Genomic DNA, 24,286 nt, shown 5'->3' on the forward strand with positions numbered 1-24,286 from the left:
GTGTCAAGCAGCACAACATTGGGAGGAGAACAATGGCACTGCGATCACTACTCACGGCTATTTCCATTGCGGCGGTAGGTCTGCCCGCAACGGTCGTTGTGGCCAAGGATCTGACACTGGCGGTGGGGGTCGGGCCGAAAAACTCGATCACCCACACGATGCAGGGCTTTGCCGATTACATGGCCGAGCACACCGACATCAATATCAAGGTCTATCCGCTATCCCTGTTGAACCTGAAGGAGACCCCTCCGGGCCTGCGCGACGGTCTGGCTGATATCGGTTTCGTTCTCACACCCTACTATCCGGCCGAGTTTTCCGAAACCAACCTGGCCGCCAATCTCGGCATGCTTTCCACCGCTGGCGTGCAGGTGGACAGCCCCGGCGCCGCGATCGCCGGGGCGCTTTCGGAATATGTGTTCAACTGCGAGGAATGCCTCGCCGAATTCAAGGACGAGAACCAAGTCTATCTCGGCAGCGGCATCGGGTCGACCTACATGATGCTGTGCACCTCGCCGGTGCAGACGATGGAGGACATCAAGGGCAAGAAGTTCCGCTCTGGAGCCGACAACTTTTCGCGTTGGGCAGAGCATTTCGGCGGGATTGCCGTGTCGCTGCCGGGCAACGATCAGTACGAGGCCATGTCGCAAGGCGTCATCGACTGCACGATGGCATCGGCGACCGAACTGACCAACTATTCGCTCTTCGACGTGACCAAGTCGGTCACTGTGGGCATTCCCGGCGGCAACTTTGCCGGGGTGGCGACCAATAACTTCAACAGCGATGTCTGGAAAAGCCTGACCGACGACGAGCGCAAGGCCGCCTTGATGGCGTCTGCCCGTTCGGCGGCGGACCTGACCTGGCGGTATTACATGGACTCGCAGCGCGACCTCGAGGCCGCCCCCGGCAAGGGCATCCAGGTGATCGAACCCGCCGCGGATGTTAAGGCCGAGTCCGATGCCTTCGTCATGGCCGATCTCAAGGTGATCGAGGATCAGTTTACCACGGGCTACGGCCTCAGCGACGTGGGGCCGAAGATCGCCGAATTCAGCCGGCTTGTCGACAAGTGGAAGACGCTGACCGCCGAGATCGGCGGCGACCAGGAAGCGCTTGCAAAAGTATACTGGGACGAGGTGTTTTCGAAAGTCGATCCGTCAACTTACGGCATGAACTGATCGGAACGGCGACAGAGCTCCGGACAAGGATCCGGCAGGCCGACCGCAGCGTGCTGCGGTCGGCCTTTTTTGTTTCGTGGCCAGCAGGGGTGCCGAGAGCAACGGGCGGCAGCCGAGTTCCGCCGCACGGGAAAGTCGACTGACGGCGGGTTGAGATCTTTCCCCGAACCGGTTGCCGGCCTGTACGAGGCCCGAATGGCAGGGAATACGTGACCGCGAATTGTCAGATTTACATAACGGGTCGTTATGCGGCTTCTACGTTAAATCAATTGATGAAAGCATGCCTAAGTTGCTATTTTTTAAGCGATTTCCACAAGAAAATGGCAAGCATATGTTGGACTACCCGGACCTCAAACTGCTGATCAACGGGGAGTGGCGGACAACCTCCGAAACCAACCCTGTGGTAAACCCCGTGGACGAGTCGGTGATCGGCAGCACACCCGTCGCGAGCAAGTCGGACATGGATGATGCCCTGGCCGCCGCCGAAGCCGGTTTCAAAGTTTGGAGCCGCACCCCGGCCGGCGCGCGCGCCGACGTGCTGATGCGTGCGGCAGATATCATCCGCGAACGTGTGGACGAGATCGCTCTCAGCAACACCTTGGATATGGGAAAACCGCTGGGCGACAGCCGCGCCGAGGTGCTGCGCTGTGGCAAGATCCTGGAATGGGATGCCGCGGAATCGCTGCGATTGTACGGGCGTGTGATCGAAGGGCCGGAGGGGTATCGCAACACCGTCTTGCGTCGGCCGATCGGGCCGGTGGTGGCGTTTTCGACCTGGAATTTCCCGGTCAGCACCGCGATGCGCAAGATCGCCTCGGCGCTGGCCGCCGGCTGTTCGCTGATCCTGAAGGCACCGGAAGACACGCCTTCGGGGGCATTCCAGGTGGCGCGCGTGTTCCAGGAGGCCGGGCTTCCCGACGGCGTGCTCAACCTGCTCTACGGGGTGCCCGAGGACGTTTCGGCCTACCTGATCCCGCAGGACAGCGTTCGTCTTGTTACCTTCACCGGATCCACCGCTGTGGGCCATCTGCTCAACAAGATGGCTGCCGACCACATGAAGCCGGTGCTGATGGAACTCGGCGGCCATGCGCCAGTGCTCGTCTGCGACGATGTCGACCCGGTACGGGTGGCCGAGCTCGGCGCCGCGCGCAAATATCGCAATTCAGGCCAGGTCTGTACCTCGCCGACCCGCTTCTACGTCGCGGAAGGCCATATCGACAGCTTCACCGAAAGCTTTTTGGCCAAGGCCAGATCGGTCAGGGTGGGCAGCGGGCTGGATACGGGTACCGAGATGGGCCCCCTGGTGCATGCGCGCCGGGTCGAGGCGATGACCGATCTTGTTACCGATGCACTGGATCATGGCGCCGAGCTGAAGTTGGGCGGTAAGCGCATGGGCAACAAGGGGTTCTTTTTCGAGCCTACGGTCCTTGCCAATGTCCCCGACAGCGCCCGGATCATGCGGGAAGAGCCCTTCGGGCCGATCGCCATCCTCAACACCATGGCATCGCTTGACGACGGGATCGCCAAAGCCAACCAGCTTCCTTTCGGTCTTGCGGCCTATGGGTTCACCAATTCGGCGGCCAATATAGACCGTATGGTCGCCGAGGTGGAAGCCGGACAGCTTTCGCTCAACACTTTCGACACGTCGCTGCCCGAAACGCCGTTTGGCGGTGTCAAATCCAGCGGCTTTGGCCGCGAGGGCGGGGCGGAAGGCCTGACCCACTATACCGTGGTGAAGAATGTCGGCCACAAGTCGGTGATTGGCTGAAACGGCTTACTGCCGCGGGCCATGTGGCGCCGCGGCAGTTCGCGATCCAGGGCCGGGCGGGATTTGGATCGCGCTGCGAAACCAATCGGGATGTCACCGCTCCGAACACCGCGGCCCGGACGGCGGCACCGCCGGTTCAGGGGGCCGCGAGTTCGCCGACCGATCCATCAATATGCAACTCGGCGCCGGTGACGGCCTGCAGGTCATCGAAAGACAGGGCGCTCAATTTCTCGCGCAGAACGAAATGCCCGTCTTCGATGTCGATGACGGCGAGCGAGGTGTAGACCCGAGTGACACAGGCCACGCCGGTCAGCGGCATCGAGCAGTGCCGGACAAGTTTCGGATCGCCTTTCTTGGTGACGTGATCGGTAACCACCGCCACGCGCTTGGCGCTTTGAACCAGGTCCATCGCCCCACCCACCGCCGGGACCGCGCCCTTGCCGGTGGACCAGTTGGCTAGGTCGCCATTTTCGGCCACCTGGAACGCACCCAGCACCGCAAGGTCCAGGTGACCGCCGCGCACCATGGCAAAGCTGTTGGCATGATCGAAGAAGGCGGCACCGGGGTTCAAAGTGATTGCCTTTTTGCCGGCGTTGATGAGATCCCAGTCCTCTTCACCTGCCGCCGGCGCCCCGCCGAAGCCCAGCACGCCGTTTTCGGTGTGAAACACGATTTCGCGTCCCGGCACCTGGAATTGCGCAATCTTCTCCGGAAACCCGATACCGAGGTTCACATAGGCACCGTCTTCGATATCCTGCGCCGCGCGCCAGGCGATCTGGTCGGTCGTCAGTTTGATCTCTTCCAATGCGGTGTTCATGCCGTGACCTCCGGATAATGTGCCCCTCGGCGGATCAGAACTTCCTCCTGCTGGGGGTTGGACACTTCGACCACGCCATCGACGAATATGCCCGGAGTGACCACATGTTCGGGGTCGATCCCGCCCACCGGTACGATCCGGGTCACCTGCGCGATAGTCCGCTTGGCCGCCATTGCCATCAGCGGGCCGAAATTGCGGGCGGTCATCCGATAGGTCAGGTTGCCCATCGGATCGGCGGTTTCGGCCTTGATCAGTGCGAAATCGGCCTTCAGCCAACGCTCTTGCACATAGGTGCGGCCCTCGAATTCCGCCGTTGGCTTGCCTTCGGCCAATTCGGTGCCATAGGCGGTCGGCGTGTAGAATGCCGGGATGCCGGCGCCCCCCGCGCGGATGCGTTCGGCCAGGGTGCCCTGTGGCACCAGTTCCAGCTCGATCTTTCCGGCGAGGTAGAGGTCGTGAAACACTTTCGGGTCCGACGAGCGCGGAAAGGTGCAGATCATCTTGGCAACGATGCCATGCTCGATCAGTGCGGCAATCCCCACATGTCCGGTCCCGGCGTTGTTGTTCACAACCGTCAGGTTGCGCGGTCGGTGGTCGATCAGAGCGTGAATCAGTTCCACCGGCGAGCCGGCGCCGCCGAAACCGCCAATCATGACGGTGGCGCCATCTGGAATGTCCGCAACAGCTGTTGTGATATCCGGTATCGTCTTGTCCACGTCTCGCGCCTCCCTCGTGGTTTCCGCTTTGCTTCGGTCAGCCGTGGCGGCAAGGCAAGAAAATTGTTTGGATATTGATATTTGTTCAAATAGTGACATTCACGACGCGCATGTTGAACAAGACCGGCCCCGGCGACTCTTGCGGCAGGGGACAGGGTTTCACCGCTGTTGCCGGGCAGTCTGTTTGCCTGCCAAGCTATTGTCTGGGCCCACAATGCCGCGCCGCCGTCCTGCGTGTCCCGGCTTGTCTGACCGGTTTCCGGGGGCGGACGACGCACCGGACCTGGCTATTACTTTTGGTATAAGTTTTAAGCCGCGAATTCATTTTTCATAACGAGGCCGGCAAGCAATCATCTCCGACAGGTTCACGCTCGATTTAGGAGGAGATCGAATGAAGCTGGCGCCTTTGCTGAAGGTTTCGACAACTTTATTGGCCGTTTTTGCCGCTGCCTGGGGCAGTACGGCACAGGCCAAAACCCTAACGGCGGCGATCGGAATGGGGCCGAAGAACTCGTCCGTCGTCGCCTATGAGTCCTTTGCCGACTATGTCGCGGCGCATACGGATCTAAAGATCAAGGTCTATCCGATGTCGCTGCTCAGCATGAAGGAAACCCCGCAGGGCATCCGCGACGGTCTTGCCGATCTCGGTTTCGTGGTGCCGGTGTATTTTCCGGCCGAGTACAAAGAGAGCAATCTGGTTGCCAATCTCTCGATGCTTTCCACTTCGGGCACCAAGGTGAAAAGCCCGGGCGCTGCGCTGGCCGGGGCGATGACCGAGTATATTTTCAACTGCGCAGAATGCATGGAGGAGTATCGCAGTCAGGGCCAGGTTTATCTAGGCAGCGTGTCCAGCAATGGGTATGACGTGCTTTGCACCAAGCCGATCAGCACGATTGACGATCTCAAGGGATCCAAGATGCGTTCGCCCGGCGGAAACTATTCGCGTTGGGCCGAAAGCCTGGGTGCCATCGGTGTTTCGATGCCGGCCGGCGACACCTACGAAGCGCTGAGCCAGGGGGTGATCGACTGCCATATGGGATCGGTGAGTGACCTGACCAACAATTCGCTTGTCGACGTCACCAAATATGTGACCTTCGGGGTGCCAGGTGGTGCATTTGCCGGGGTGGCCACCAGCAATTTCAATGTCGGAGTCTGGCAGGATCTGACCGAACAAGAGCGAGCGGTGATCCTGCGCGGCGCCGCACGGATGCAGGCGGAAATGACGCTCGGCTATTATGATCTTGCGATGAAGGATGCGGCGGATGCACCGGCTGCGGGTATCGAGATTGTCGAAGCGTCGGCCGAACTTGTGGACGCAACAGACGCCTTTGTGAAAGCCGACCTCGCGGTGATCGCCTCCCATTTTGCCGAGGACTACGGTGTTGACAACGTCGACGCAAAGATCGCCGAGATGGTCCGCCTCGTCGAAAAATGGAAAGGTCTGACGGCAGATCTGTCCGGCGACCGAGAGGGCCTGGAACAGGTCTACTGGGATGAAATCTTCTCCCGGCTCGACCCGGCCACCTTTGGCGTGGAGTAGGATTCCTGCAATGACCTTCTGCACCACCGGCGCCGCCACACAGGCACTGGTGGTGCAAACGCCTTCGCAGCACCCTGTCGCGCATCATCTGCACGCGCCCAGCCGCTCCCATGGTGATCGAAAGGAGCCTGCGCCGCTGTCCCAGTCGGGATGGTGGCGACGGTATTTTACACTGATCTGGAGTTTGGCCGGGCCTGGGTGGCCGGCGTTTCAATCTGGAATATCATTGGCGCGCCCTTAGGGCGGAAAAAGTGATGGATTAGAGATAGGTTGTCGGAATGGCGGTTGTGAATTTCAACTCTTCCATCGAGATCATCGAGTTGACCTGGCTGAATTCAAGTTTCTGAATCATCTGTTTGTAAACGGCGTCATAGGTGGCCATGTCCGGCACCACGACCTTCAAGATGTAATCCACCGTCCCGGTCAGGCGGTAGGCCTCGACCACTTCGGGGATTTCATCGATCAGTTCGCGAAACCGGTTCAGCCAGTCGATCACATGGTGCGAGGTGCTGACGCCGATGAAGACGGTCAGAGGCACATTGGCACGTGTCTGGTCGACGAGGGCGACCCGTTTCTTGATCACCCCCGCCTCTTCCATCCGTTTGATCCGCCGCCAGCACGGGTTGGTTGACAGGCCCACAGCTTCGGAAATCGCCTGAATCGGCGTGTCGCTGTCATCTTGCAGCATCTGCAGAATCTGCCGATCTGTCTCGTCGAAAGTAATGCTTTCAATCGGTTTCGTGCCGGTTTTGCGGGGACGTGGCTCGGTCATTCGTGAACAAACTCCACAAGCACGCCGGCTGCAAATTCCGGCCCGACGGCAAGGCCCGAGGCGGATTCGCTGGCGTCTATTCCCGCGCTGGAAAGGCATTTTTTCACAGCCTCCAGATCGCGCACCTTGACGCGCAAGGCCGTAAAGGCGCCCTTCGTGGTCGCCGAAAGGTCAAGACCGGGATAGAGCGTCGCCATCCGTGCCGGCGTGGCGAGGATAAGCGGGGCAGAGTTCGGCCCGGTTGCGATCGTGGTCAGCCCGTCTTCGGTGCTGACCGATCCTTCGGCCCACAGACGCTGAAAGCGCAGGGCATCCGCTTCCGGGGTTTCCGAAATCGCAAGGACCGCACCAAGGCCGCAGGCAGTGTTTGCATGGTCCAGAAGTTCTGGGATCCAGACGGTGTCGCGGGTCTTGTGCTGGCACATGAAGACCATGCCAAGCGGGGTGTCATCCGGGGTGAAACTGACGGTGGAGAAGGCCGCGGTGCCTTCGGATCCATCAGGCAGCGGAACCGGGCGGGAAAAGCTGCCCAGCCCCTGCGTGGCGATGCCAAGCTCGGCAAGCGCCTCGGCGGCAGCTTCGGCATTGTCGATCCGGCAGGCGATGGCATGCAGCCCCTGTCCCATCGTCGCCAGGGTGGACCGGCGCGAGGCATTCAATTCGGTCGGCTTCAAAATCCCCAACAGCTCGAAATAGTCCTGCGGGAACATGATGGTATAATTGGCGGTGCCTTTCGTGGCCGAATGCAAGCCGCGGGGTGACAGGGTAAAGCCAAGCGCCGCGTATTGTGCAGCGGCGGCGTCGAGGTCGTTCACGAGGGCAAAGCAATGGTCAATGCCTTTGACAGGGTGGCTCACGTTCTTGTCTCCAATGAAATTGTGCGATTTGTGCGTTTATGTTCGGACCGGGCTGAGAACGATCTCGGGCAGGCAGACGCCCGCTTGCATCTCGGCCACGAAAACTGCGGTTTTTGCCATGTCTTCGGGCTGGATCATGGCGGCCATCGTGTCGGTGTCAAATCCCGGCCGCCGCGCCAGGAGCGGCGTGGCAACCTCGGCAGGACACAGCGCGGTGGAGCGGATGCCGTTCTTGCCCTCTTCGTCGTTGAGGCTGAGCGACAAGTCGGACAAGGCATGTTTCGAGGCGCCGTAGACCACGCCGCCCGTGGCGGAATGAAAGCGCCCCGCCCAGCTTGAGGTGTGGATCATTACCCCGTCCTTCTGCGCTCGCATGATCGGCAGGCAGGCGGCAATGACATTGAGCGCGCCGGTGACGTTCACGTCGATCACCTGATCCCAGCTTGCCCAGTCCAGTTCAGCCCAGGTGCGTTTCGGGATATTCAGTCCAGCATTGTTGCACAGCACCGTCAGGTTCCCGCCCCACTCGGCAATCTCCTGTGCAGCGTCGGCCATGCCAGTGCGATTCGTGACATCGCCGCTCTTGATATACACGTCCTCCTGTGCCGGCAGGCTGGCTGCGACGGTTTCAAGAGCTTCGGTGTTGCGGGCGGTCAAAGCCACGCGATAGCCTGCGGCGGCGAAGGCCCTTGCCATGGCCGCGCCGATTCCCGATCCCGCGCCAGTGATCCAGGCAGTCTTTTTCATGTGCTTTCCCGCGTTTTCTTCGATATGAAGATCGTAGCACCAAATTTTAGCCAGTGTGTAGAAGGAATTTCCAATTTTTTTGTAAAAGTTGGATTTTGGTGTTGACCGTGATAAGAGCCTCTCATCATGTGATGATGCACGAACACCGCATGAGGCCGAAACCAGGCCACACAACCGACATGGAGTATTCGAAACGATGAACTTGAAGATGAAAAAGGTGGGGCTTGCACTCGCCACGGCCGGGGCGCTCAGCTCGGTGGCCTTTGCGGCCGCCGCGCAGGACGACGTCCAAAAAGGCGGTACCGCCGTGATTCAGATGATTTCGGAACAGCGGATCCTGAATCCCGGCCTGCGCGCATCCACCGGGGTTTACAACATCACCGGCAAGATCATGGAGCCGCTGATTGACAAAAGCTATGACGGCTTCGAGCCGGTGCTGGCCACCGAATGGTCCGGTTCGGAAGATGGGAAGACCATCACGCTGAAGCTGCGTGAAGGGGTGAACTGGCACGATGGCGAACCGTTCACCTGCGACGATGTGGCATTTTCGGCGATGGAGCTTTGGAAGGAATTTCTGAACTACTCCTCCGCCCTCCAGGCCAACCTGGAAAGCGTCGACTGCCCCGATCCGCATACGGCCGTGTTCAACTATTCGAAACCGATGCCGATTGAACTGTTCGTGGCGGCCATGCCCGATCTGGGCCACCCGGTCCCGAAACATCTGTTTGAGGGCACCGACATTCTGAAGAACGAATACAACACCGCGCCCGTCGGCACCGGCCCGTTCAAGTTTGTCGAATACGAGCGTGGGCAATATGTGCTGGCGGAAAAGAACGAAGATTACTGGCGCGAGGGATACCCCTATCTCGACCGCATCGTCTGGCGCTTCATCAAGGACAAATCCGCTGCGGCCGCTGCGCTGGAAGCGGGCGAGGTGCATGAATCTGGGTTCATCGGCGTCTCGATGGCCGATGTGGACCGGTTCAGCAAGGACGATCGTTTCGATGTCGGCACCGACGGCTATGAAAACAACGTCGCCCACTCCACGGTCGAGTTCAATCACCGCAACCCGATCCTGGCCGATCTGAAAGTGCGCCAGGCCATCTATCACGGTCTCGATATCGACTATGCGATCCAGACCATCATGCATGGTTTCGCCAAGCCTGGCCGTGGCCCGGTCCCCAGCGCGGGTGGTGTCAATTACACCGATGACGTGCCGACCTACGACTATGATCCCGAGCTGGCCAAGCAGATGCTCGACGAGGCGGGTTACCCGGTTCAGGACGACGGTTTCCGGTTCCACCTGCGCCACCGTCCGGCACCCTGGGGCGAATATACCGAACTTTGGGCCGAGTATTTCGCGCAGGCGATGAAAGAGATCGATATCAATGTCGAACTCCTGACCAACGACGCGCCGGGCTTCCTCAACGGTGTCTATCGCGACTACGATTTTGACACGGCAAATGGCTGGCACCAGTTCCGCTCGGACCCGGCGGTTTCGACCATGGTGTGGCTGCGTTCGGGTCAGCCGGAAGGCACCCCGTGGACCAACCAGTTCGGCTGGAAGAGCGATGAACTGGACGCGATGATCGACGCGGCGGCTTCCGAGTTGGATGTCGACAAGCGTGCGGCGATGTATCACGAGATCCAGTCGCGCGCGATGGCCGAGCTTCCGGTGATCTTCGCAATCGAGCACCCGTTCATCTCGGTCACCTCGAAAAAACTCCGCAACCACCACAACACGCCGCGGTGGAACTCGTCGAGCTGGTACGACCTCTGGCTTGAAGACTGACGCAGTTGATCGATTGGCGGGCGCGTCGTGAACGCGCCCGTCATTTCCCTCCCTGCCTATGATCCCGAAGGATCCAAGAAAACCATGAAACTCAACATGCCTCCGATCCTGATCTATGCGCTCCGGCGTCTGGTGCAGGCCGTTCCCGTGGTCATCCTGATCATGATCGGCACTTTTCTTCTGCTCAAGCTGGCGCCTGGCGACACGGTCGACGCGCTTGTGGGTGACATGGGCGGGGCCGATGCCGCCTTTATCGCACGGCTGCGCGCCGAATACGGGCTCGATCAGCCGGTCTGGGTGCAGCTTTGGCGGTATATGGTCAAGCTGGCCTCGTTCGATTTCGGCTGGTCCTTCGTTTACGAACAGCCCGTATCAACCGTGCTTTTGGACCGTCTCGGCACCACGCTGATGCTGATGGCCGCGTCCCTGAGCATTGCCTTCACCGCCGGGATCGCGCTGGGTGCCATTGCCGCGCGCCGCGCCTATTCTGCGACCGACAACCTGATTTCGGTGCTTGGCCTGGTGTTCTACGCGACACCGTCGTTCTTCCTCTCGCTGATGCTGATGCTGGTGTTCTCCGTCAAGCTCGGCTGGCTGCCGGTGGGCGGGATCAAGACAATCGCCGCCTTCTACACCGGCTGGGATCACGTGTGGGACGTGGTTCGTCACCTGATCATGCCCACCGCCGCGCTGTCATTGATCTATCTGGCGTTCTACCTGCGGCTGATGCGCGCCTCGGTCATGGAAGTGGCCGAACTTGATTATGTCCGCACCGCCCGCGCGAAAGGGGCAAAGGAAGGCCGCCTGATGATTCACCACATCATGCGCAACGCACTGTTGCCGGTGGTCACGCTGCTGGGATTGCAGTTCTCCACCGTCCTCGGCGGCTCGATCGTGGTTGAAACCATCTTCACCCTGCCGGGCCTGGGCCAGCTGGCCTATCAGTCCGTCGTACAGCGAGACATGAACACTCTGATGGGGATCATTTTCCTCTGCTCGATCATCGTCGTCGTCGTCAATTTCCTCACCGACCTGCTTTACGCACGTCTTGACAGCCGGATCGAACTCGCATGACCTTCGCCGATACTGAAATCGCCCCGCCCGAGCCGCCGCGCTATGTGATGTTCTGGCGGCGCTACAAGCGCAACCGCGCTGCTCTGCTGGGCCTGTTCCTCTTTGTCCTTGTGGTGCTCATGGCGCTGTTGGCCGGGATCGTCGATCCGGACGACCCGCTGCGCCGCGCGGGCCCGCCGCTTACCCCGCCATTCGTGAGCTGGGACACGCCCTTGGGCACCGACCAGCTGGGGCGCGACGTCCTGTCCGGGGTGTTCTACGGCGCACGCATCTCCCTGTTGATCGGTGTCGTCGCGACGCTTGTCGCCATTGTCATCGGCGTGGTGATCGGCGCGCTTGCCGGGTATTTCGGTGGCTGGGTCGATGACGTGCTGATGCGCATCACCGAGGCTTTCCAGACCATCCCGAACTTTGTTCTGCTGCTGACGCTGGTCGCGATCATGGGCTCGAAGATCGAATGGATCACCATCGCGATCGGCATCGTCAGCTGGACCGCGCCGGCGCGCATGGTGCGTGCCGAGTTCATGTCGCTCAGAGGGCGCGAATTCGTGGATGCGGCACGCAACCTGGGGGTGTCGAACACATCGATCATCTTCCGCGAGATCCTGCCCAATGCGATGCCGCCGATCGTGGTCTACGCCTCTGTCATCATGGCACTCTCGATCCTGATGGAAAGCGCGCTGGCCTTTCTTGCACTCGGGGACCCGAATTATGCCAGCTGGGGCAACATGATCGGCCAAGGCCGCGCGGTTCTGCGCTCGGCGCCTTACTGCGCCGTCATTCCCGGCATCGCCATCATCCTCACCGTGCTGTCCTTCTCGCTGCTGGGCGAGGGACTGAACGATGCGCTGAACCCGAGGCAGAAGAAATGACCAAGGCAACCCCTCCCGTCCTCGAACTGCGCAATCTCGAAATTTCCCTGCCGGAAGGGGCCGACCGCCCCCATGCGCTCACGCAGCTCGATCTCACCATCGCACCGGGCGAGATCACCTGTCTGGTCGGCGAAAGCGGCTCGGGTAAGTCGCTCTGCGCAGGGGCCATCATGGGCCTGCTTCCGGAACCGCATGTGCGGGTCACCGGCGGGGCGATCCGGTTCATGGGCGAAGAGCTGCGCGGCAAATCTGACGCCGAGATGCGCAAGTTGCGCGGCGCCGATATTTCGATGATCTTCCAAGAGCCGATGACCGCGCTCAACCCGCAGAAAACCGTGGGGTGGCAGATCGACGAAGTGCTGCGCTTGCATACCAGCATGAGCAAGGCCGAACGCAAAGCCCGCGCCATCGAAATGCTTGATCGCGTGCATATCCCGGACCCGGAATCGGCCTTTAACGCCCATCCGCATCAGATCTCTGGCGGCCAGCGGCAGCGTGTCATGATCGCGATGTCCCTGGTGCTGTCGCCGAAACTGATCATCGCCGATGAGCCGACAACGGCGCTGGATGTCACCACCCAGCTGCAAATTCTCAAGCTCATTCGCGAGCTGCAGGAGGAAGAGGGCGCCGGCGTTCTGTTCATCACCCATGATTTCGGCGTTGTGGCCGAAATCGCCGACACGGTGGCGGTGTTGTGCCGGGGCGAACTGGTGGAAAGCGGCCCCACCGATGACGTGCTCAACCGACCGCAACACCCCTATACCAAGGCGCTGATCGGCGCGGTGCCCGCGCTGACCCCGCCACCGCTCAAAGCGGCAACGGAGGCCCCTATCGTTCTGAAGGGCACCGGGTTGAAGAAGACCTTTGCCGCCCGCGGCGGTCTGCTCAGCGGGAAGCGCAAGGCGGTGACCGCGGTGAAGGATCTGAGTTTTGAACTGCGCCAAGGCGAAACCCTGGGCGTTGTCGGGGAAAGCGGCTCGGGCAAGACCACGGTGTCGCGGATCGTGACGCGCCTGTTGGAATGCGACCAAGGTTCGGTCGAGTTGAACGGCACCGACCTGCTGGCAGCGACGCCGAAACAGCTTCGCGCCCTGCGCAAGCAAATCCAGATGGTGTTTCAGGACCCGATGGCTTCGCTCAACCCGCGAAAACGGGTGGTCGACCTGATTGCCCAGGGGCCCATCGTGCATGGCACCGATCCGGCCAAGGCCCGCGAGGACGCGAAGAAACTTCTCGAACTTGTCGAGCTTTCGCCCGCCGCCGCCTATCGGTTCCCGCATGAATTCTCCGGCGGTCAGCGTCAGCGCATCGGCATTGCGCGCGCGCTTGCGCTCGAGCCCAAGGTGATTGTTGCGGACGAGCCGGTCTCGGCCCTTGACGTGTCGGTGCAGGCGCAGGTGCTGAAACTGCTCGCCGATCTGCGGGACCGACTGAACCTGTCGCTTCTGTTCGTCACCCATGACCTGCGGGTCGCCGCGCAGCTTTGCGACCGGATCATCGTCATGCAGAAGGGTGAGATTGTCGAAAGCGGTCCGACCGCCGAGGTCTTTGCCACCCCGCAACACCCCTATACGCAAAACCTGCTGTCCTCGATTCCCGGCCGCGACTGGACACCCCCATCGCTGCAAACGGATGCTGCTTGAGAGTTTGAAATGTCACTGGAATTTAAAGATATCCGCAACGCTCTGATCGGGGAGGGGACGGCGATATCCGGCCCCTTCGGCCCGCGGGCCCTGATCTATGCCGATTACGTTGCCTCCGGCCGCGCTCTGGACTTCATCGAAGATGCGATCCGCAGCCATGTGCTGCCTTATTATGGCAATACCCACACCGAGACCTCGTTTGTGGGCCGGCGCACCACGCAGCTGCGCGAAATGGCGCGTGAAGCGGTGCGCGCGGCGGTGCATGCGGATCAAGACCACGCCGTAATCTTCACCGGTTCGGGCGCAACCGGCGCGGTGGACAAGCTGGTGCGCGCCTTCGCGATGAAGGGGCTTGCAAAGGGGGTCGTCTTCGTCGGCCCTTACGAACATCACTCGAACGATCTGCCCTGGCGCGAAAGCGGGGCCACGTTGGTGCGCATCCCGCTGAACGCGGCCGGCACCATCTGCCTGGAAACGCTGGAACGCAAGCTAGCGGAGCATGCCGAGGCGCCGCTGAAAATCGGGGTCTTCTCTGCGGCCTCGAATGTCACGGGCGTGCGTACCGATCTGCGGGCGATCGCCCGTCTGCTGCATGCGCATGACGCCTATTGCGTCGCCGATTTCGCCGCTGCCGCGCCCTATATGCCGGTGGAACTGGCCGAAAGTTCTGACCGGGCGGGGGATCGGATCGATGCCGCGGTGATTTCGCCGCACAAGTTCCCCGGCGGTCCCGGCGCCTCGGGTGTGCTGATCGCCGAACGCAGCCTGTTTGACACCGCGCGCCCCACGCTTACCGGCGGTGGCACCGTCAGCTATGTCACCTCGGAGGGGCACAGCTATATCGCCGATCCGGAACATCGCGAAGAGGGCGGCACGCCGGCCATCGTCGACAACATCCGCGCCGGCATGGTGATGCAGTTGAAGCGCGACATCGGCGAAGCCCGTATCGAGGCGCGGGAAACCACCTTGACCCGGCGGATGGAAAACGCCCTGCGCGCAATTCCGGGGATGGAACTTTTGGGGCCCAGCAACGTGCCGCGCCTGGGGATCTTTTCGTTCAACCTGCGGGTGCGGGGCAAGCTGCTGCATCACAATTACGTCGTGGCGCTGCTCAATGACCTGTTCGGGATCCAGGCCCGAGGCGGTTGTTCCTGTGCGGGGCCCTACGGGCATGACCTGCTGGGCATTGATGTCGCGACCAGCGCCCGCCACCAGGCCGCGGTCCATCACGGTCATTCGATCTTCCGGCCGGGCTGGGCGCGGTTTGGCGTGAACTGGTTCTTCGATGACGAAGACGTGGACAAGATCGCCCGTGCCATCCGGTTTATCGCCGAGCGCGGGCTCGACATGTTGGCCCATTACCGGCTTGATGCGGTCGAGGGCATCTGGCGCGCCACCCCCGTCTTCGACGAGACCTGCCCCGCAGACCTGTCCGCGCTGTGGCTGGAGCGCCAAGTGGCGGCGGGCGCGGCGCCCGATTTCGACACCTGCCTGAGCGAGGCCCACAAACTGGCGGATGGCGCCGGGGAGTTGAGCCGTGCGGGCGGCGCGGATTTCTCGGCTGACGAAGAGGCACTGCGCTGGTTCTGGTTGCCTCACGAGGTGACCGGCTGCGCCACCGAGGCGGCTGTCTGATGACCGTCGAATTTCCGAACTCGCTTTGGGCCGCCACCGCGCCCGAGCGCTTGCCATCCGCGCCCCTCTCGGGGGTTGAAGAGACCGACCTCGCGGTGATCGGCGCCGGTTTTACGGGACTGTCGGCCGCCATCGAGGCGCGCAAACGCGGTCATGCGGTCACCGTGCTGGAAGGCAAGGCTGCGGGCTGGGGCGCGTCCGGGCGCAACAACGGGCAGGTCATTCCCATCCTGACCGCAGCGGAACCCGACGCCTGGGTTGCGCGCTATGGCGATGCCGGCAAACGCATGGTCAAGCTGATCGGCAATTCCGGCGATGTGCTGTTCGATCTCGTGCGCGAATTCGACATGCAGGCCGAAGCCGAACAGAGCGGCTGGTTTCAGCCCGCGCACAGCCCCGGACGGGTGAAACTGTCGCAAAAACGTGTCGAGGCCTGGCAACGCCACGGTTTCCCGGCGGAACTGAAAAACGCCCGGGAAGCCGCCGATCTGCTTGGCAGCGATTTCTGGCATGGCGGCATGTACAATCCGACGGGCGGACATATCAATCCGCTGGCCCTGGCGCGCGAAATGGCGCGCGTGGCCGAAGATCTTGGCGCGGTGATCCACGAGGAATCCCCGGCGATCTCCTATGAACGGATCGGCAATGAATGGGTCATCACCACACCCGAGGGCAAACTGAAAGCCCGCGCATTGATCCTGGCCAGCAATGCCTATACCGGCGAACTGGTGGCGCAACTCGCGCCCCGCATCGCACGTTCCGTGGTGCCGGTGCTCAGCTGGCAAATGGCGACGCAGCCCGTGGGCGACAACCTGCGCCGGAAACTCCTGCCGGGCCGTCAGGCGGTGTCGGACACGCGCGGCGATCTGCGGTTCTTTCGCTATGATGCGCGCAACCGGCTGATCACGGGCGGGGCGGTGATTGGATCGTTTGACGTTGCCAACCGGGTCCGCAGAAAAGCCGCCCGCAATCTCGAAGAGGCCTTCCCGGAACTGGGCCTGCCCGAGATGACCCATGTCTGGTCGGGCTATATCGGCATGAACTGGGACCGTTTCCCGCGTGTGCACAAGCTCGGGCCCGATGGCTGGGCCTGGATCGGCTGCAACGGGCGGGGCGTCGCGCTTGGCACCTCATTGGGCCGCGAACTTGCCCGCGCCGCAACCGGTCAACCCGAGGACGAACTTGCCCTGCCGGTGACCGAGCCGCAGGCCTTTCCGTTGCACGGTATCGTGCGCCGGGTGGCCCCGACATACCTGGCCTGGCTGAAACGTCAGGATCACAAGGAGATCAACCTATGACCGACGAAAAAACCATGGAATTGAACGATATTCCGATTCTTTTGCGGCGCAGGATCGAGGCGATGATGCTGAAACACGTGCTTGACGTGATCACCGAACGATCCGGTCGCGAAGAGGCCGAGGCGGTGATCGGTGCGGCCTGTTCCAAATCCGCGATCGAGCAGGGCAAGATGCTGGCCGATGAACTGGGCCATGCACCCGACCTGACGGATTTCGCCGCGATTCAGCCGAATTGGACCCGTGAAGACGCGCTGCGGATCGAGACCATCGAGATGTCCGAGGAAAAGATGGATTTCAACGTGGTCAAGTGCCGCTATGCCGAGATGTACCGGGACATGGGGCTGGGGGATATCGGCCATCTGTTGTCCTGCAACCGCGATGGCGATTTCTGTATCGGCTATAATCCGGAGATCGAAATGACCCGGACACAGACGATCATGAAAGGCGCGAGCCACTGCGATTTCCGATACAGAATGAAGAAGGAGGCCTGAGGAAATGGCTGTAGAAAATTGGGTCGCCAAACATATCGCGGAACTGACCGAATTCCGCCGCGATCTGCATATGAATCCCGAACTGCTGTATGATGTGACACGCACCGCCCAGAAAGTGGCCGAGGCGTTGCGCGCTGCGGGGGTGGACGAAGTCCATGAAGGCATCGGCAGGACCGGTGTGGTTGGCGTGATCAAAGGCCAAAGCAACACGTCCGGGCGCGTGATCGGGCTGCGCGCCGATATGGATGCGCTGCCGATCGTGGAAGAAACCGGCAAACCCTACGCCTCGCAGGTGCCGGGCAAGATGCATGCCTGCGGCCATGACGGCCATACCACCATGCTGCTGGGAGCCGCCAAGCATCTGGCCGAGAACCGCGGCTTTGACGGGACCGTGATCGTGATTTTTCAGCCCGCCGAAGAAGGCGGCGCCGGGGCCCGCGCCATGATCGAGGACGGTCTGTTCACCCGCTGGCCCTGTGACGAGGTCTATGGCATGCACAATCGCCCGAACTTGCCGGTCGGGCAATTCACCATCAATTCCGGGCCGATCATGGGGTCGGTCGATGAGGTCAAGATCACCATCACCGGGCGCGGCGGCCATGCGGCGCGGCCGGAACAGACCATCGATCCGTTGCCTGTCGCCGCCGCCCTGTTGCAGGCGGTTCAAACCCTGACCTCGCGCAACATGGATCCGGTGGACAGCGCGGTGATTTCGCTCTGTACCATTCAGGCGGGCAATGCGTTCAACGTTATCCCGCAGGATCTGACGATGACCGGCACCGTGCGCACCCTGCGCGAGGAAGTGCGCGACATGATCGAACAGCGTATGACGGTGATGGTGGACAATATCGCGGCGGCCTTTGGGGCAACCGGCAAGCTCGATTATATCCGCCACTATCCGGTGACCGTGAACCACCTGCGCGAAACCGAGCTGGCGGCGAAAGCGGCACAGGAGGTGGCGGGGGTCGAAAACGTCCATCTCGACATGCCGCAGACGCTGGGGGGCGAAGATTTTTCCTTCATGCTCAACGAAGTGCCCGGCGCGATGATCAATGTCGGCAACGGGCCTTCGGCCGCGCTGCATCACCCGGAATACGATTTCAACGATGATGTGATCGCCTGGGGAAGTTCCTATTGGACCCAGTTGGTACAGCAGCGGTTGCCGCGCGGCTGAACCATCGGGCAGAAATCCCGCCGCGAGAGAAGCACTCTCGCGGCGGATTTGACTGGCACATTGCCCATCATCGCGGTGATCTCTGACCCGTGGTCGATGCCAGCCTATCGACCTGTCTGCGATGGCTGCGTCAGATGAAGGCGATGTCGTCTTTCAGCGCAAGCAGGTCCGCCACATCGCGCAGAAGCAATTCATCCTTGCCGAAATCCAGCAGGATATCGGTGCCGGTTTCGGTTCCGTAGGTGGTCAGCACCTGGCGTTTGTTCAGGCCGCCACCCCAGAGTGACTCGGCCAGGGCAATCGTGTCGGTGTCGTCCTCAAAGCCCTGGATCACGTCGTGTCCGAAGCCGCTGGAAAACACGAAGGTATCCTTTCCGGCTCCGCCGCGCAGCACATCATTTCCGGCGCCACCATCGAGCCAGTCCTTGCCGCGCCCGCCGACCAGCAAGTCTTGTCCTTTCGCGCCGTTCAACTGGTCGCGGCCCCTTCCGCCAAATAGCGAGTCGGCGCCACGCGCGCCCACCAGGGTGTCGTCTCCGGCGCCGCCCGACAGCCGATCCGCGCCGCCGCGGCCGTTGAGCGTGTCGGCGCCCTGACCGCCGGCGACTAGGTCTGCCCCCCTGCCGCCGTCGAGCGTGTCGTTATCCGCCCCGCCATCGATGTTGTCGCCCCCGGCGCCGCCCAGGATGGTGTCATCACCCGCGCCCCCCGAAAGCAGATCGTCGCCACCTTTGCCTTGCAGCGCGTCATGTCCGCTCAGCCCGAGGATATAATCGTCCGAGCCGCTGCCAATAAGCGCCCTGCGACCTGCATCGTTTTCGTAATTCTCGTCCTTGGCCCGCATGTATTCACCGAACACTTCGAACGCGGTACCACCGAAATCCGAAACCGCGCTGTAATCGGTTTCACCTGCGATCAGCCGATGGCCGTTCAGCTTGTCCACCAACGGGTCGTCGGCGACCATGCTGATGATGGCCCAGTACAGCCCCTGATTGTGCTCGGCTCCGAAACCGCCCAGCTTGAAGGTTTCCGTCGGATCGGTCATCGAGACATTGGGAAGGTCGATGGCCTGCAAACCGGTTTCGAAGTTCTTGTTGTTGCTCAGGGTCGCATTGGTCACCAGTGGCAGCGATGTCGGGTTCTGGTGATCGAAGGTCACCGGATCATTGGTGAAGGAAAGCCCGATATAATTTTTCGGCGCATCCAGAACTACCGAGTCGTTGCTGAGGCTCAGATCGAGGCTCCGGACCAGATTGGTGTCATATTGGCCGGCCATGCCGTTTTTCTTGTAATCTTCGAGGAAGGCCTTGGGATGCAGCCCCGCCGAGGCCAGTGAAACAATGGTCAGATCAAGGTCGGATTGCAGCCGGTGGGCATCCACCAAGGTGAACAGATCCACCGTCGCCCCACCCAGGCTGTGCCCCGAGACCACAACCTTGTCGATGCCGTTGCCGTCGTCATTGGCATAGCCGATGGCGGCGTCGATCAGCGGGCGCATCGCCTCGTAATAGTTATAGATGCCATTGCCGGTGTAGGCCTGGCCCAGGGCCGCATCCAGCGCATCCTTGTCATCCGTCCCGCGAAACGTCAGTGCGAGGGTTTTCTTGCCTTCCGGATCCATGCCAACGGCCACCAGCCCCTGGGCAGCAAAGCTGGTGAATATGTTGATGTCTTCGGCATCGCCGATATACAGCCCCTGGGTCGAGAAAAACGCCTTGCCATCTTTGGCGCGGAAATAGCCGCCCAGACCGTTGCTGTCGTCCAGAACCGTCCATCCCGCGGCGTTCAGATACCCGCGGTAATCGTCCATCAGTCCGTTCTCGGCCAGCGGGCTGGTCGACCGCATGTTTTCGGGAACGTTCTCCATGCCATAGACCGTCCGTGCCATGAAAGCGCCGAGCTTCACCTCGAACGCGGAATTGGCGAGGGTTTTCTGTGTGCCGGTGTCATGGTCGTGGCCGAATTCCTCGGACCAGCTGTTGTTCGAGGTCGACAGTTCAGGGTCCGCGCCCGAGACTTTCACCTCGACAGTGTGCGGCCCGTCCTTTTTCAACGTATAGTCGAAGCTCTCCCAATCCCCGAATAGGGGCGTGAGCCCCCAGCTCAGCTTGTCGGTGCCGACGCTGACGCCATCGACGATATATTCGACGTTGATCGGGCCTTTCAGCAAATTCCAGGATTCGGTGCCGATATTCTCGACGAAGGTGCGGATCTCGATGGTGTCGCCCTTCTCCCAGCCGCCAAGGACCCGAATATCGGTCACGGTCAGGTCGGGCCGGTCGTCGACGGCGAAGAAAAAGCTTTCGGTGCGGCTGTCGTTGCTGGTGTTCAGGTCATCGGAATCGACGATGCGCACCTCGACCGTGTTGCTCCCGATCTTGTCGAAGACATGCAGGTCGGTCTCGTAATTTACCACGCCGCCGCCCAGGCCGAGGGGCAGAACGCTGGTGCCGATGACTTCGCCATTGACCAGGTATTCGATATCAACCTTGCCGCCGTAGAACTGGTCGCCCAGATTTTCGATCCAGGCTTCGATCAGGACGGGCGAGCCGACCTTGCGCGTGCCCGAGATGTCGATGTCCTTGATCCGCAGATCGGGGGCCGCGTTGTACTCGACCCAGACCTCCAGATAGTTGAGATCGAGGGTGATCCCGGTTTGGTTGTCGATCCGCAGGCCCCAGTTTCCGTTGACCGGGTTGCCGTCCAACCCGAAGAGAATGCTGGATTTCAGATCGGTGCCCCAGAAAGAAATATCGTAGTCATCCGAGGCATCGCTGTCGTTGCCGTCGTCGCCATCTGCGCCGAAGCCATCCCAATTGTAATAAATGTTATTCTTTTCGCCGTCGGGGGAGACGATCCACATGTCGATCTTGCCCAGATCCACCTTGGTTCCGGCATTGTGATCCAGGTGCAAACGAAAGCGCACTTCTTCAACCTCGGCGCCCAAGGGATCGCCCCCGGGATTGAAGGTGACGGTGCTGAGACCTTTTGCGATGGTCAGGTCATCATTGTATTGATCGGAATAACTATCATAAAAATAAGCGGTACCCATTGCGTGTCTTCCATAGTGAATCCTGTCAGCTTGCTTTTGTGTAACCGAGCGCCGCGATGGAGCTGAATGAGGGAAATACCTCATTCGCGGGGCGAGCGTGAAATTTCATCGGAAATTCAAGATGCTGTACGGGACAGCCTGGCTGGGGCGTGCCTGCTTGACGCTGCGCAACGCCGCGCTGTAGCGTTTAGCGATGCGTAGCGTGCCGGTGCTGCTTTTCTTTCTCCTGCTTTTTGCAGTGCCTGCCTCGTCGCAAGATTTGCACAACTGCGAGGTCGCGCATCTTTCGGATGCAGCGGAATTTTCTCTCGATCTCGGTGCCTATGCCTGCGCATTCGCCGACGAAAGCCGCGCATTGACGCTGGAGGATATGCTTGCCGCAAAGGCCGATGCTCTGTTCCAACCGGTGCCCGGCAATCTGATCGACTTCGGCTTCGGGACGGCGCGCTATTGGGTGCGGGTCAGGTTGGAAAGCACGTCGACCGATCCGGGCCAGTGGTGGGTGACGCATGACATCCCAGTCGCCAAGCTGGTGCAGGTCTATCTTGTCCCGGATGGCGCGCCCGAGGCGGTGCAGACCCTTCTGACCTATCGGGCCACCGACCCATTTGACGCCCGGCCGATCCCGCATCGCCATCTGGTCTCTGAAATTGCCCTTGCGCCACAGGCGGCGGCAACCCTGTTGATCGCGTACAGCGCCGACCAGGCCACCGAGATGCCGCTGTTTGTTGAATCCGTGCCGGCCTTTGTCTCGCGGACCCAATCCGAAACCCTCTGGATCGCGACCCTGACCGCGCTTGTGCTTGGGATGGGGGTGATTAACACGGTTTACCTCTACGGGCTCGATGGCCGGCCCGCGCTGGCCTATGGCAGCTATATGCTCAGCGGCGTGGGCCTTCTGGGGCATTTCGAGGGCTATACCTTTCAATATGTCTGGCCCTATGCGCCCGGTTTCAACAGCATCGCATTGGCGGTGATCTCGTTGATGTCGGTCGCGCTTGGTGCGCTGTTCGTCGATCGCTTTACCGAAACCGCCCGCCATGCCCCGCGGCTGCACCGCGCCGCCATGGCCACGATCCTCGGGCTCGCCGCGTTGGCGGTGCTGTCGGCGGTGTTGCTGTCGTTGATCTGGTTCAAGTTCCTGCTGTTGGCCGCGGTGGTCGCGGGCACCGCCATGCAGGTGGTGCTTGCAAGTGCCGCGTTGCGCCGGGGTCAGGCGGGCGCCGGAACGCTGCTGATCGGTTTTGGCGCATTGGGAGCGTCGCTGCTGGTCGGCGTTGTCGGGTATCTGACCGAGGGCTTGTTCAAGCAGGAGCTGGCCGGCGTGGCCATTCGGCTGGGCTTTCTCGCCGAGGCAACCGCCTTTTCTGCCGCCATCGCGTTGCGGATCCGCGCGGCCCGCCGCGAACGCGACAGTTCGCTGCGCGAACAACTGCGCCTGTCCGAGGAGCGGTTGAATCTGTCCGAGGCGCTGCGGCGCGCCGAGGACGACCGCCTGGAAGCCTCGCGCGCCGCGGATCGCAGCCGCGAGGCACTAGCCAGTGCAGCGCATGATATCCGCCAACCGCTGACATCGCTGCAGATGGCGCTGTCGGGGCAGGGCGAACAGCGTGACAGCGTCGCGACCAGTCTGAACTATCTCAAAGAAATCGTGCGGGTCGGGCTGGAGGAAAGCAAGGCGCCGCTGGGAACCGGCGATGCCGACCCGGTGCCGCACGGGTCACGGGAACGGTTCAGGGCGGAGATCATTCTCAGGAACATCGAAACGATGTTCGGCGCCGAGGCCGCCGAACAGGGGACGGCCCTGCAGGTGGTGAAATGCAGCAGAGAGCTTGTCGCCGATCCGCTCGCGCTGATGCGCATGGTCGGCAATCTCGTTTCAAACGCCTTGCAGCACGCCGATCCCCCGCGCGTTCTGGTCGGATGCCGCAGATCCGCAACCGGGCTGAGCCTTGAGGTACATGATACCGGTTCGGGTCTGGCCCCGGAGGAACTGGCCCGCGTGACCCGACGCGGTGAAACCGGGGCCGGTTCGGGCGGGCACGGTCTGGGGCTGTCGATCGTGACCGATCTTGCCGCGGAACACGGGCTGGGCTTCGAGATGCAGTCCTGGCCGGGGCGCGGTACGGTGGCGCGCATCTGCGTGCCGGACCATGTTCCAGAGATGCCGGCAACGCCCCTGACCCGACCGACCGGAGAGGCTCGATGACAGACCAAACCGCGGTGATCGCGGACGACCATGCGCTTATCCGGCAGGGCCTTCGTCAAATCCTTACCTCTGCTGGAATCGAGGTGGTGGCAGAGGCCTCGGACGGTCTCGAAGCGATCGCGATGATCCGCAGCCATCAACCGGCCCTGCTGACGCTGGACATCGCCATGCCCTATTCGCGCGGCATCGAGGTCTTCGGAGAAGCCCGCAGGTGGTCGCCCGAGACACGGATCATCGTGTTTTCCGGCATGACCTCGACCGGCCTTCTGAGCGCGCTGGCCAGCGCGGGCGCGGATGCGATCTTTCTCAAACGCGAAGAGCTGGAGACGTTTTCGGAGGCCATCCCGAAGGTGATGTCGGGACAACGGATCCTTGGGCCGGGCGTTCGCGAATTGCTTGAAAGCACAAGCAACATCGACATGCTTACAGCCCGCGAGCGGCAAATCCTGAGCCTGGTTGCGCAGGGGCTGAACAATCGCGAGATCGGCGAGCGGCTTGGCGTCAGCACCAAGACCGTGGACAATCATCGCACGAACCTGATGCGAAAGGTAAACGTGCATTCGGTGGCCGAACTGCTGGCCCTTGCGCTGCGCGAAGGCCTGCTCGACGCCAGTCGCGAAACCTGAGCTTGGCGACGAGGCGATCCATCGCGCCTAC

Annotated in this window: 19 protein-coding genes; 13 read left to right on the forward strand and 6 right to left on the reverse strand. The window is 61.5% G+C overall.

Annotation, left to right across the window (positions count from 1 at the left end; genetic code table 11):
* Positions 1 to 32 precede the first annotated feature (32 nt).
* Together CVM52_RS03745 and CVM52_RS03750 are read left to right on the forward strand one after the other, a co-directional pair.
* Positions 33 to 1,172, forward strand: a complete 1,140-nt coding sequence (locus CVM52_RS03745; protein WP_100161259.1) for a C4-dicarboxylate TRAP transporter substrate-binding protein — start codon at positions 33 to 35, stop codon at positions 1,170 to 1,172.
* 172 nt (positions 1,173 to 1,344) lie between these two features.
* Positions 1,345 to 2,940: an NAD-dependent succinate-semialdehyde dehydrogenase gene (locus tag CVM52_RS03750; RefSeq protein ID WP_306372748.1), complete on the forward strand. Its 1,596-nt coding sequence runs from the start codon at positions 1,345 to 1,347 to the stop codon at positions 2,938 to 2,940.
* Between the two features lie 136 nt (positions 2,941 to 3,076).
* On the opposite strand, the gene CVM52_RS03755 is transcribed toward CVM52_RS03750, so the two are convergent.
* Positions 3,077 to 3,757 (reverse strand): 3-oxoacid CoA-transferase subunit B, encoded by a 681-nt coding sequence (locus CVM52_RS03755; protein ID WP_100161261.1) that lies wholly within the window; start codon positions 3,755 to 3,757, stop codon positions 3,077 to 3,079.
* Positions 3,754 to 4,473 (reverse strand): 3-oxoacid CoA-transferase subunit A, encoded by a 720-nt coding sequence (locus CVM52_RS03760; RefSeq protein ID WP_100161262.1) that lies wholly within the window; start codon positions 4,471 to 4,473, stop codon positions 3,754 to 3,756. The genes CVM52_RS03755 and CVM52_RS03760 overlap by 4 nt, the downstream gene beginning before the upstream one ends.
* Before the next feature lie 391 nt (positions 4,474 to 4,864).
* Between CVM52_RS03760 and CVM52_RS03765 the strand changes: the two genes are divergently transcribed.
* Positions 4,865 to 6,013, forward strand: coding sequence for a C4-dicarboxylate TRAP transporter substrate-binding protein (locus tag CVM52_RS03765; RefSeq protein WP_100161263.1), 1,149 nt, complete (start codon positions 4,865 to 4,867; stop codon positions 6,011 to 6,013).
* A gap of 259 nt (positions 6,014 to 6,272) precedes the next feature.
* On the opposite strand, the gene CVM52_RS03770 is transcribed toward CVM52_RS03765, so the two are convergent.
* The 3 genes from CVM52_RS03770 to CVM52_RS03780 are packed head-to-tail and all read right to left on the reverse strand — an operon-like array spanning position 6,273 to position 8,626.
* On the reverse strand, positions 6,273 to 6,785 hold the full coding sequence (locus tag CVM52_RS03770) for an Lrp/AsnC family transcriptional regulator (protein WP_100161264.1): 513 nt from the start codon (positions 6,783 to 6,785) through the stop codon (positions 6,273 to 6,275).
* A complete protein-coding gene (locus CVM52_RS03775) occupies positions 6,782 to 7,642 on the reverse strand; it encodes a VOC family protein (RefSeq protein WP_100161265.1) in 861 nt (286 codons plus the stop codon). The genes CVM52_RS03770 and CVM52_RS03775 overlap by 4 nt, the downstream gene beginning before the upstream one ends.
* A gap of 36 nt (positions 7,643 to 7,678) precedes the next feature.
* Entirely contained in the window at positions 7,679 to 8,626 is a 948-nt protein-coding gene (locus tag CVM52_RS03780) for an SDR family oxidoreductase (RefSeq protein WP_205964867.1), read from the reverse strand.
* Here CVM52_RS03780 and CVM52_RS03785 point away from each other — a divergent pair.
* From CVM52_RS03785 to CVM52_RS03820, 8 genes are all read left to right on the forward strand, one after another.
* The gene (locus CVM52_RS03785; protein ID WP_100161267.1) at positions 8,586 to 10,181 is read left to right on the forward strand and encodes an ABC transporter substrate-binding protein; all 1,596 of its coding nucleotides are present in this window, start codon (positions 8,586 to 8,588) and stop codon (positions 10,179 to 10,181) included. The genes CVM52_RS03780 and CVM52_RS03785 overlap by 41 nt on opposite strands.
* An 84-nt stretch (positions 10,182 to 10,265) precedes the next feature.
* On the forward strand, positions 10,266 to 11,255 hold the full coding sequence (locus tag CVM52_RS03790) for an ABC transporter permease (protein WP_100161268.1): 990 nt from the start codon (positions 10,266 to 10,268) through the stop codon (positions 11,253 to 11,255).
* Entirely contained in the window at positions 11,252 to 12,127 is an 876-nt protein-coding gene (locus CVM52_RS03795) for an ABC transporter permease (RefSeq protein ID WP_100161269.1), read from the forward strand. The genes CVM52_RS03790 and CVM52_RS03795 overlap by 4 nt, the downstream gene beginning before the upstream one ends.
* Positions 12,124 to 13,770 carry an ABC transporter ATP-binding protein gene (locus tag CVM52_RS03800; RefSeq protein WP_100161270.1) on the forward strand — a complete coding sequence of 549 codons (1,647 nt, stop codon included), beginning with the start codon at positions 12,124 to 12,126 and terminating at the stop codon, positions 13,768 to 13,770. The genes CVM52_RS03795 and CVM52_RS03800 overlap by 4 nt, the downstream gene beginning before the upstream one ends.
* A gap of 9 nt (positions 13,771 to 13,779) precedes the next feature.
* Positions 13,780 to 15,405 (forward strand): aminotransferase class V-fold PLP-dependent enzyme, encoded by a 1,626-nt coding sequence (locus CVM52_RS03805; RefSeq protein ID WP_100161271.1) that lies wholly within the window; start codon positions 13,780 to 13,782, stop codon positions 15,403 to 15,405.
* Complete coding sequence (locus tag CVM52_RS03810; protein WP_205964868.1) at positions 15,405 to 16,703, forward strand: NAD(P)/FAD-dependent oxidoreductase; 1,299 nt, start codon at positions 15,405 to 15,407, stop codon at positions 16,701 to 16,703. The genes CVM52_RS03805 and CVM52_RS03810 overlap by 1 nt, the downstream gene beginning before the upstream one ends.
* The gene (locus CVM52_RS03815) at positions 16,700 to 17,194 is read left to right on the forward strand and encodes an L-2-amino-thiazoline-4-carboxylic acid hydrolase (RefSeq protein WP_240620852.1); all 495 of its coding nucleotides are present in this window, start codon (positions 16,700 to 16,702) and stop codon (positions 17,192 to 17,194) included. Before CVM52_RS03810 ends, CVM52_RS03815 begins: the two co-directional genes overlap by 4 nt.
* Before the next feature lie 4 nt (positions 17,195 to 17,198).
* Positions 17,199 to 18,368: a M20 aminoacylase family protein gene (locus CVM52_RS03820; protein ID WP_100161273.1), complete on the forward strand. Its 1,170-nt coding sequence runs from the start codon at positions 17,199 to 17,201 to the stop codon at positions 18,366 to 18,368.
* Positions 18,369 to 18,498: 130 nt separating this feature from the next.
* Here the strand turns inward: CVM52_RS03820 and CVM52_RS03825 are convergent, their stop codons facing one another.
* Positions 18,499 to 21,420 carry a hypothetical protein gene (locus CVM52_RS03825; protein ID WP_100161274.1) on the reverse strand — a complete coding sequence of 974 codons (2,922 nt, stop codon included), beginning with the start codon at positions 21,418 to 21,420 and terminating at the stop codon, positions 18,499 to 18,501.
* Positions 21,421 to 21,622: 202 nt separating this feature from the next.
* Here CVM52_RS03825 and CVM52_RS03830 point away from each other — a divergent pair, with 202 nt between their 5' ends.
* Positions 21,623 to 23,629, forward strand: coding sequence for a sensor histidine kinase (locus tag CVM52_RS03830; protein ID WP_172720898.1), 2,007 nt, complete (start codon positions 21,623 to 21,625; stop codon positions 23,627 to 23,629).
* Complete coding sequence (locus CVM52_RS03835; RefSeq protein ID WP_100161276.1) at positions 23,626 to 24,255, forward strand: response regulator; 630 nt, start codon at positions 23,626 to 23,628, stop codon at positions 24,253 to 24,255. Before CVM52_RS03830 ends, CVM52_RS03835 begins: the two co-directional genes overlap by 4 nt.
* Positions 24,256 to 24,286 lie beyond the last annotated feature (31 nt).

This window comes from Pseudooceanicola lipolyticus, from assembly GCF_002786325.1.
Taxonomy (GTDB): Bacteria; Pseudomonadota; Alphaproteobacteria; order Rhodobacterales; family Rhodobacteraceae; genus Pseudooceanicola_C; species Pseudooceanicola_C lipolyticus.

What these genes read in the sequence shown, in the direction of transcription:
- CVM52_RS03745 (WP_100161259.1), top strand. Translation starts at nt 33, where the DNA reads ATGGCACTGCGATCACTACTCACGGCTATTTCCATTGCGGCGGTAGGT.
- CVM52_RS03755 (WP_100161261.1), bottom strand. Translation starts at nt 3,757, where the DNA reads ATGAACACCGCATTGGAAGAGATCAAACTGACGACCGACCAGATCGCC.
- CVM52_RS03765 (WP_100161263.1), top strand. Translation starts at nt 4,865, where the DNA reads ATGAAGCTGGCGCCTTTGCTGAAGGTTTCGACAACTTTATTGGCCGTT.
- CVM52_RS03770 (WP_100161264.1), bottom strand. Translation starts at nt 6,785, where the DNA reads ATGACCGAGCCACGTCCCCGCAAAACCGGCACGAAACCGATTGAAAGC.
- CVM52_RS03785 (WP_100161267.1), top strand. Translation starts at nt 8,586, where the DNA reads ATGAACTTGAAGATGAAAAAGGTGGGGCTTGCACTCGCCACGGCCGGG.
- CVM52_RS03790 (WP_100161268.1), top strand. Translation starts at nt 10,266, where the DNA reads ATGAAACTCAACATGCCTCCGATCCTGATCTATGCGCTCCGGCGTCTG.
- CVM52_RS03795 (WP_100161269.1), top strand. Translation starts at nt 11,252, where the DNA reads ATGACCTTCGCCGATACTGAAATCGCCCCGCCCGAGCCGCCGCGCTAT.
- CVM52_RS03800 (WP_100161270.1), top strand. Translation starts at nt 12,124, where the DNA reads ATGACCAAGGCAACCCCTCCCGTCCTCGAACTGCGCAATCTCGAAATT.
- CVM52_RS03805 (WP_100161271.1), top strand. Translation starts at nt 13,780, where the DNA reads ATGTCACTGGAATTTAAAGATATCCGCAACGCTCTGATCGGGGAGGGG.
- CVM52_RS03810 (WP_205964868.1), top strand. Translation starts at nt 15,405, where the DNA reads ATGACCGTCGAATTTCCGAACTCGCTTTGGGCCGCCACCGCGCCCGAG.
- CVM52_RS03815 (WP_240620852.1), top strand. Translation starts at nt 16,700, where the DNA reads ATGACCGACGAAAAAACCATGGAATTGAACGATATTCCGATTCTTTTG.
- CVM52_RS03820 (WP_100161273.1), top strand. Translation starts at nt 17,199, where the DNA reads ATGGCTGTAGAAAATTGGGTCGCCAAACATATCGCGGAACTGACCGAA.
- CVM52_RS03825 (WP_100161274.1), bottom strand. Translation starts at nt 21,420, where the DNA reads ATGGGTACCGCTTATTTTTATGATAGTTATTCCGATCAATACAATGAT.
- CVM52_RS03835 (WP_100161276.1), top strand. Translation starts at nt 23,626, where the DNA reads ATGACAGACCAAACCGCGGTGATCGCGGACGACCATGCGCTTATCCGG.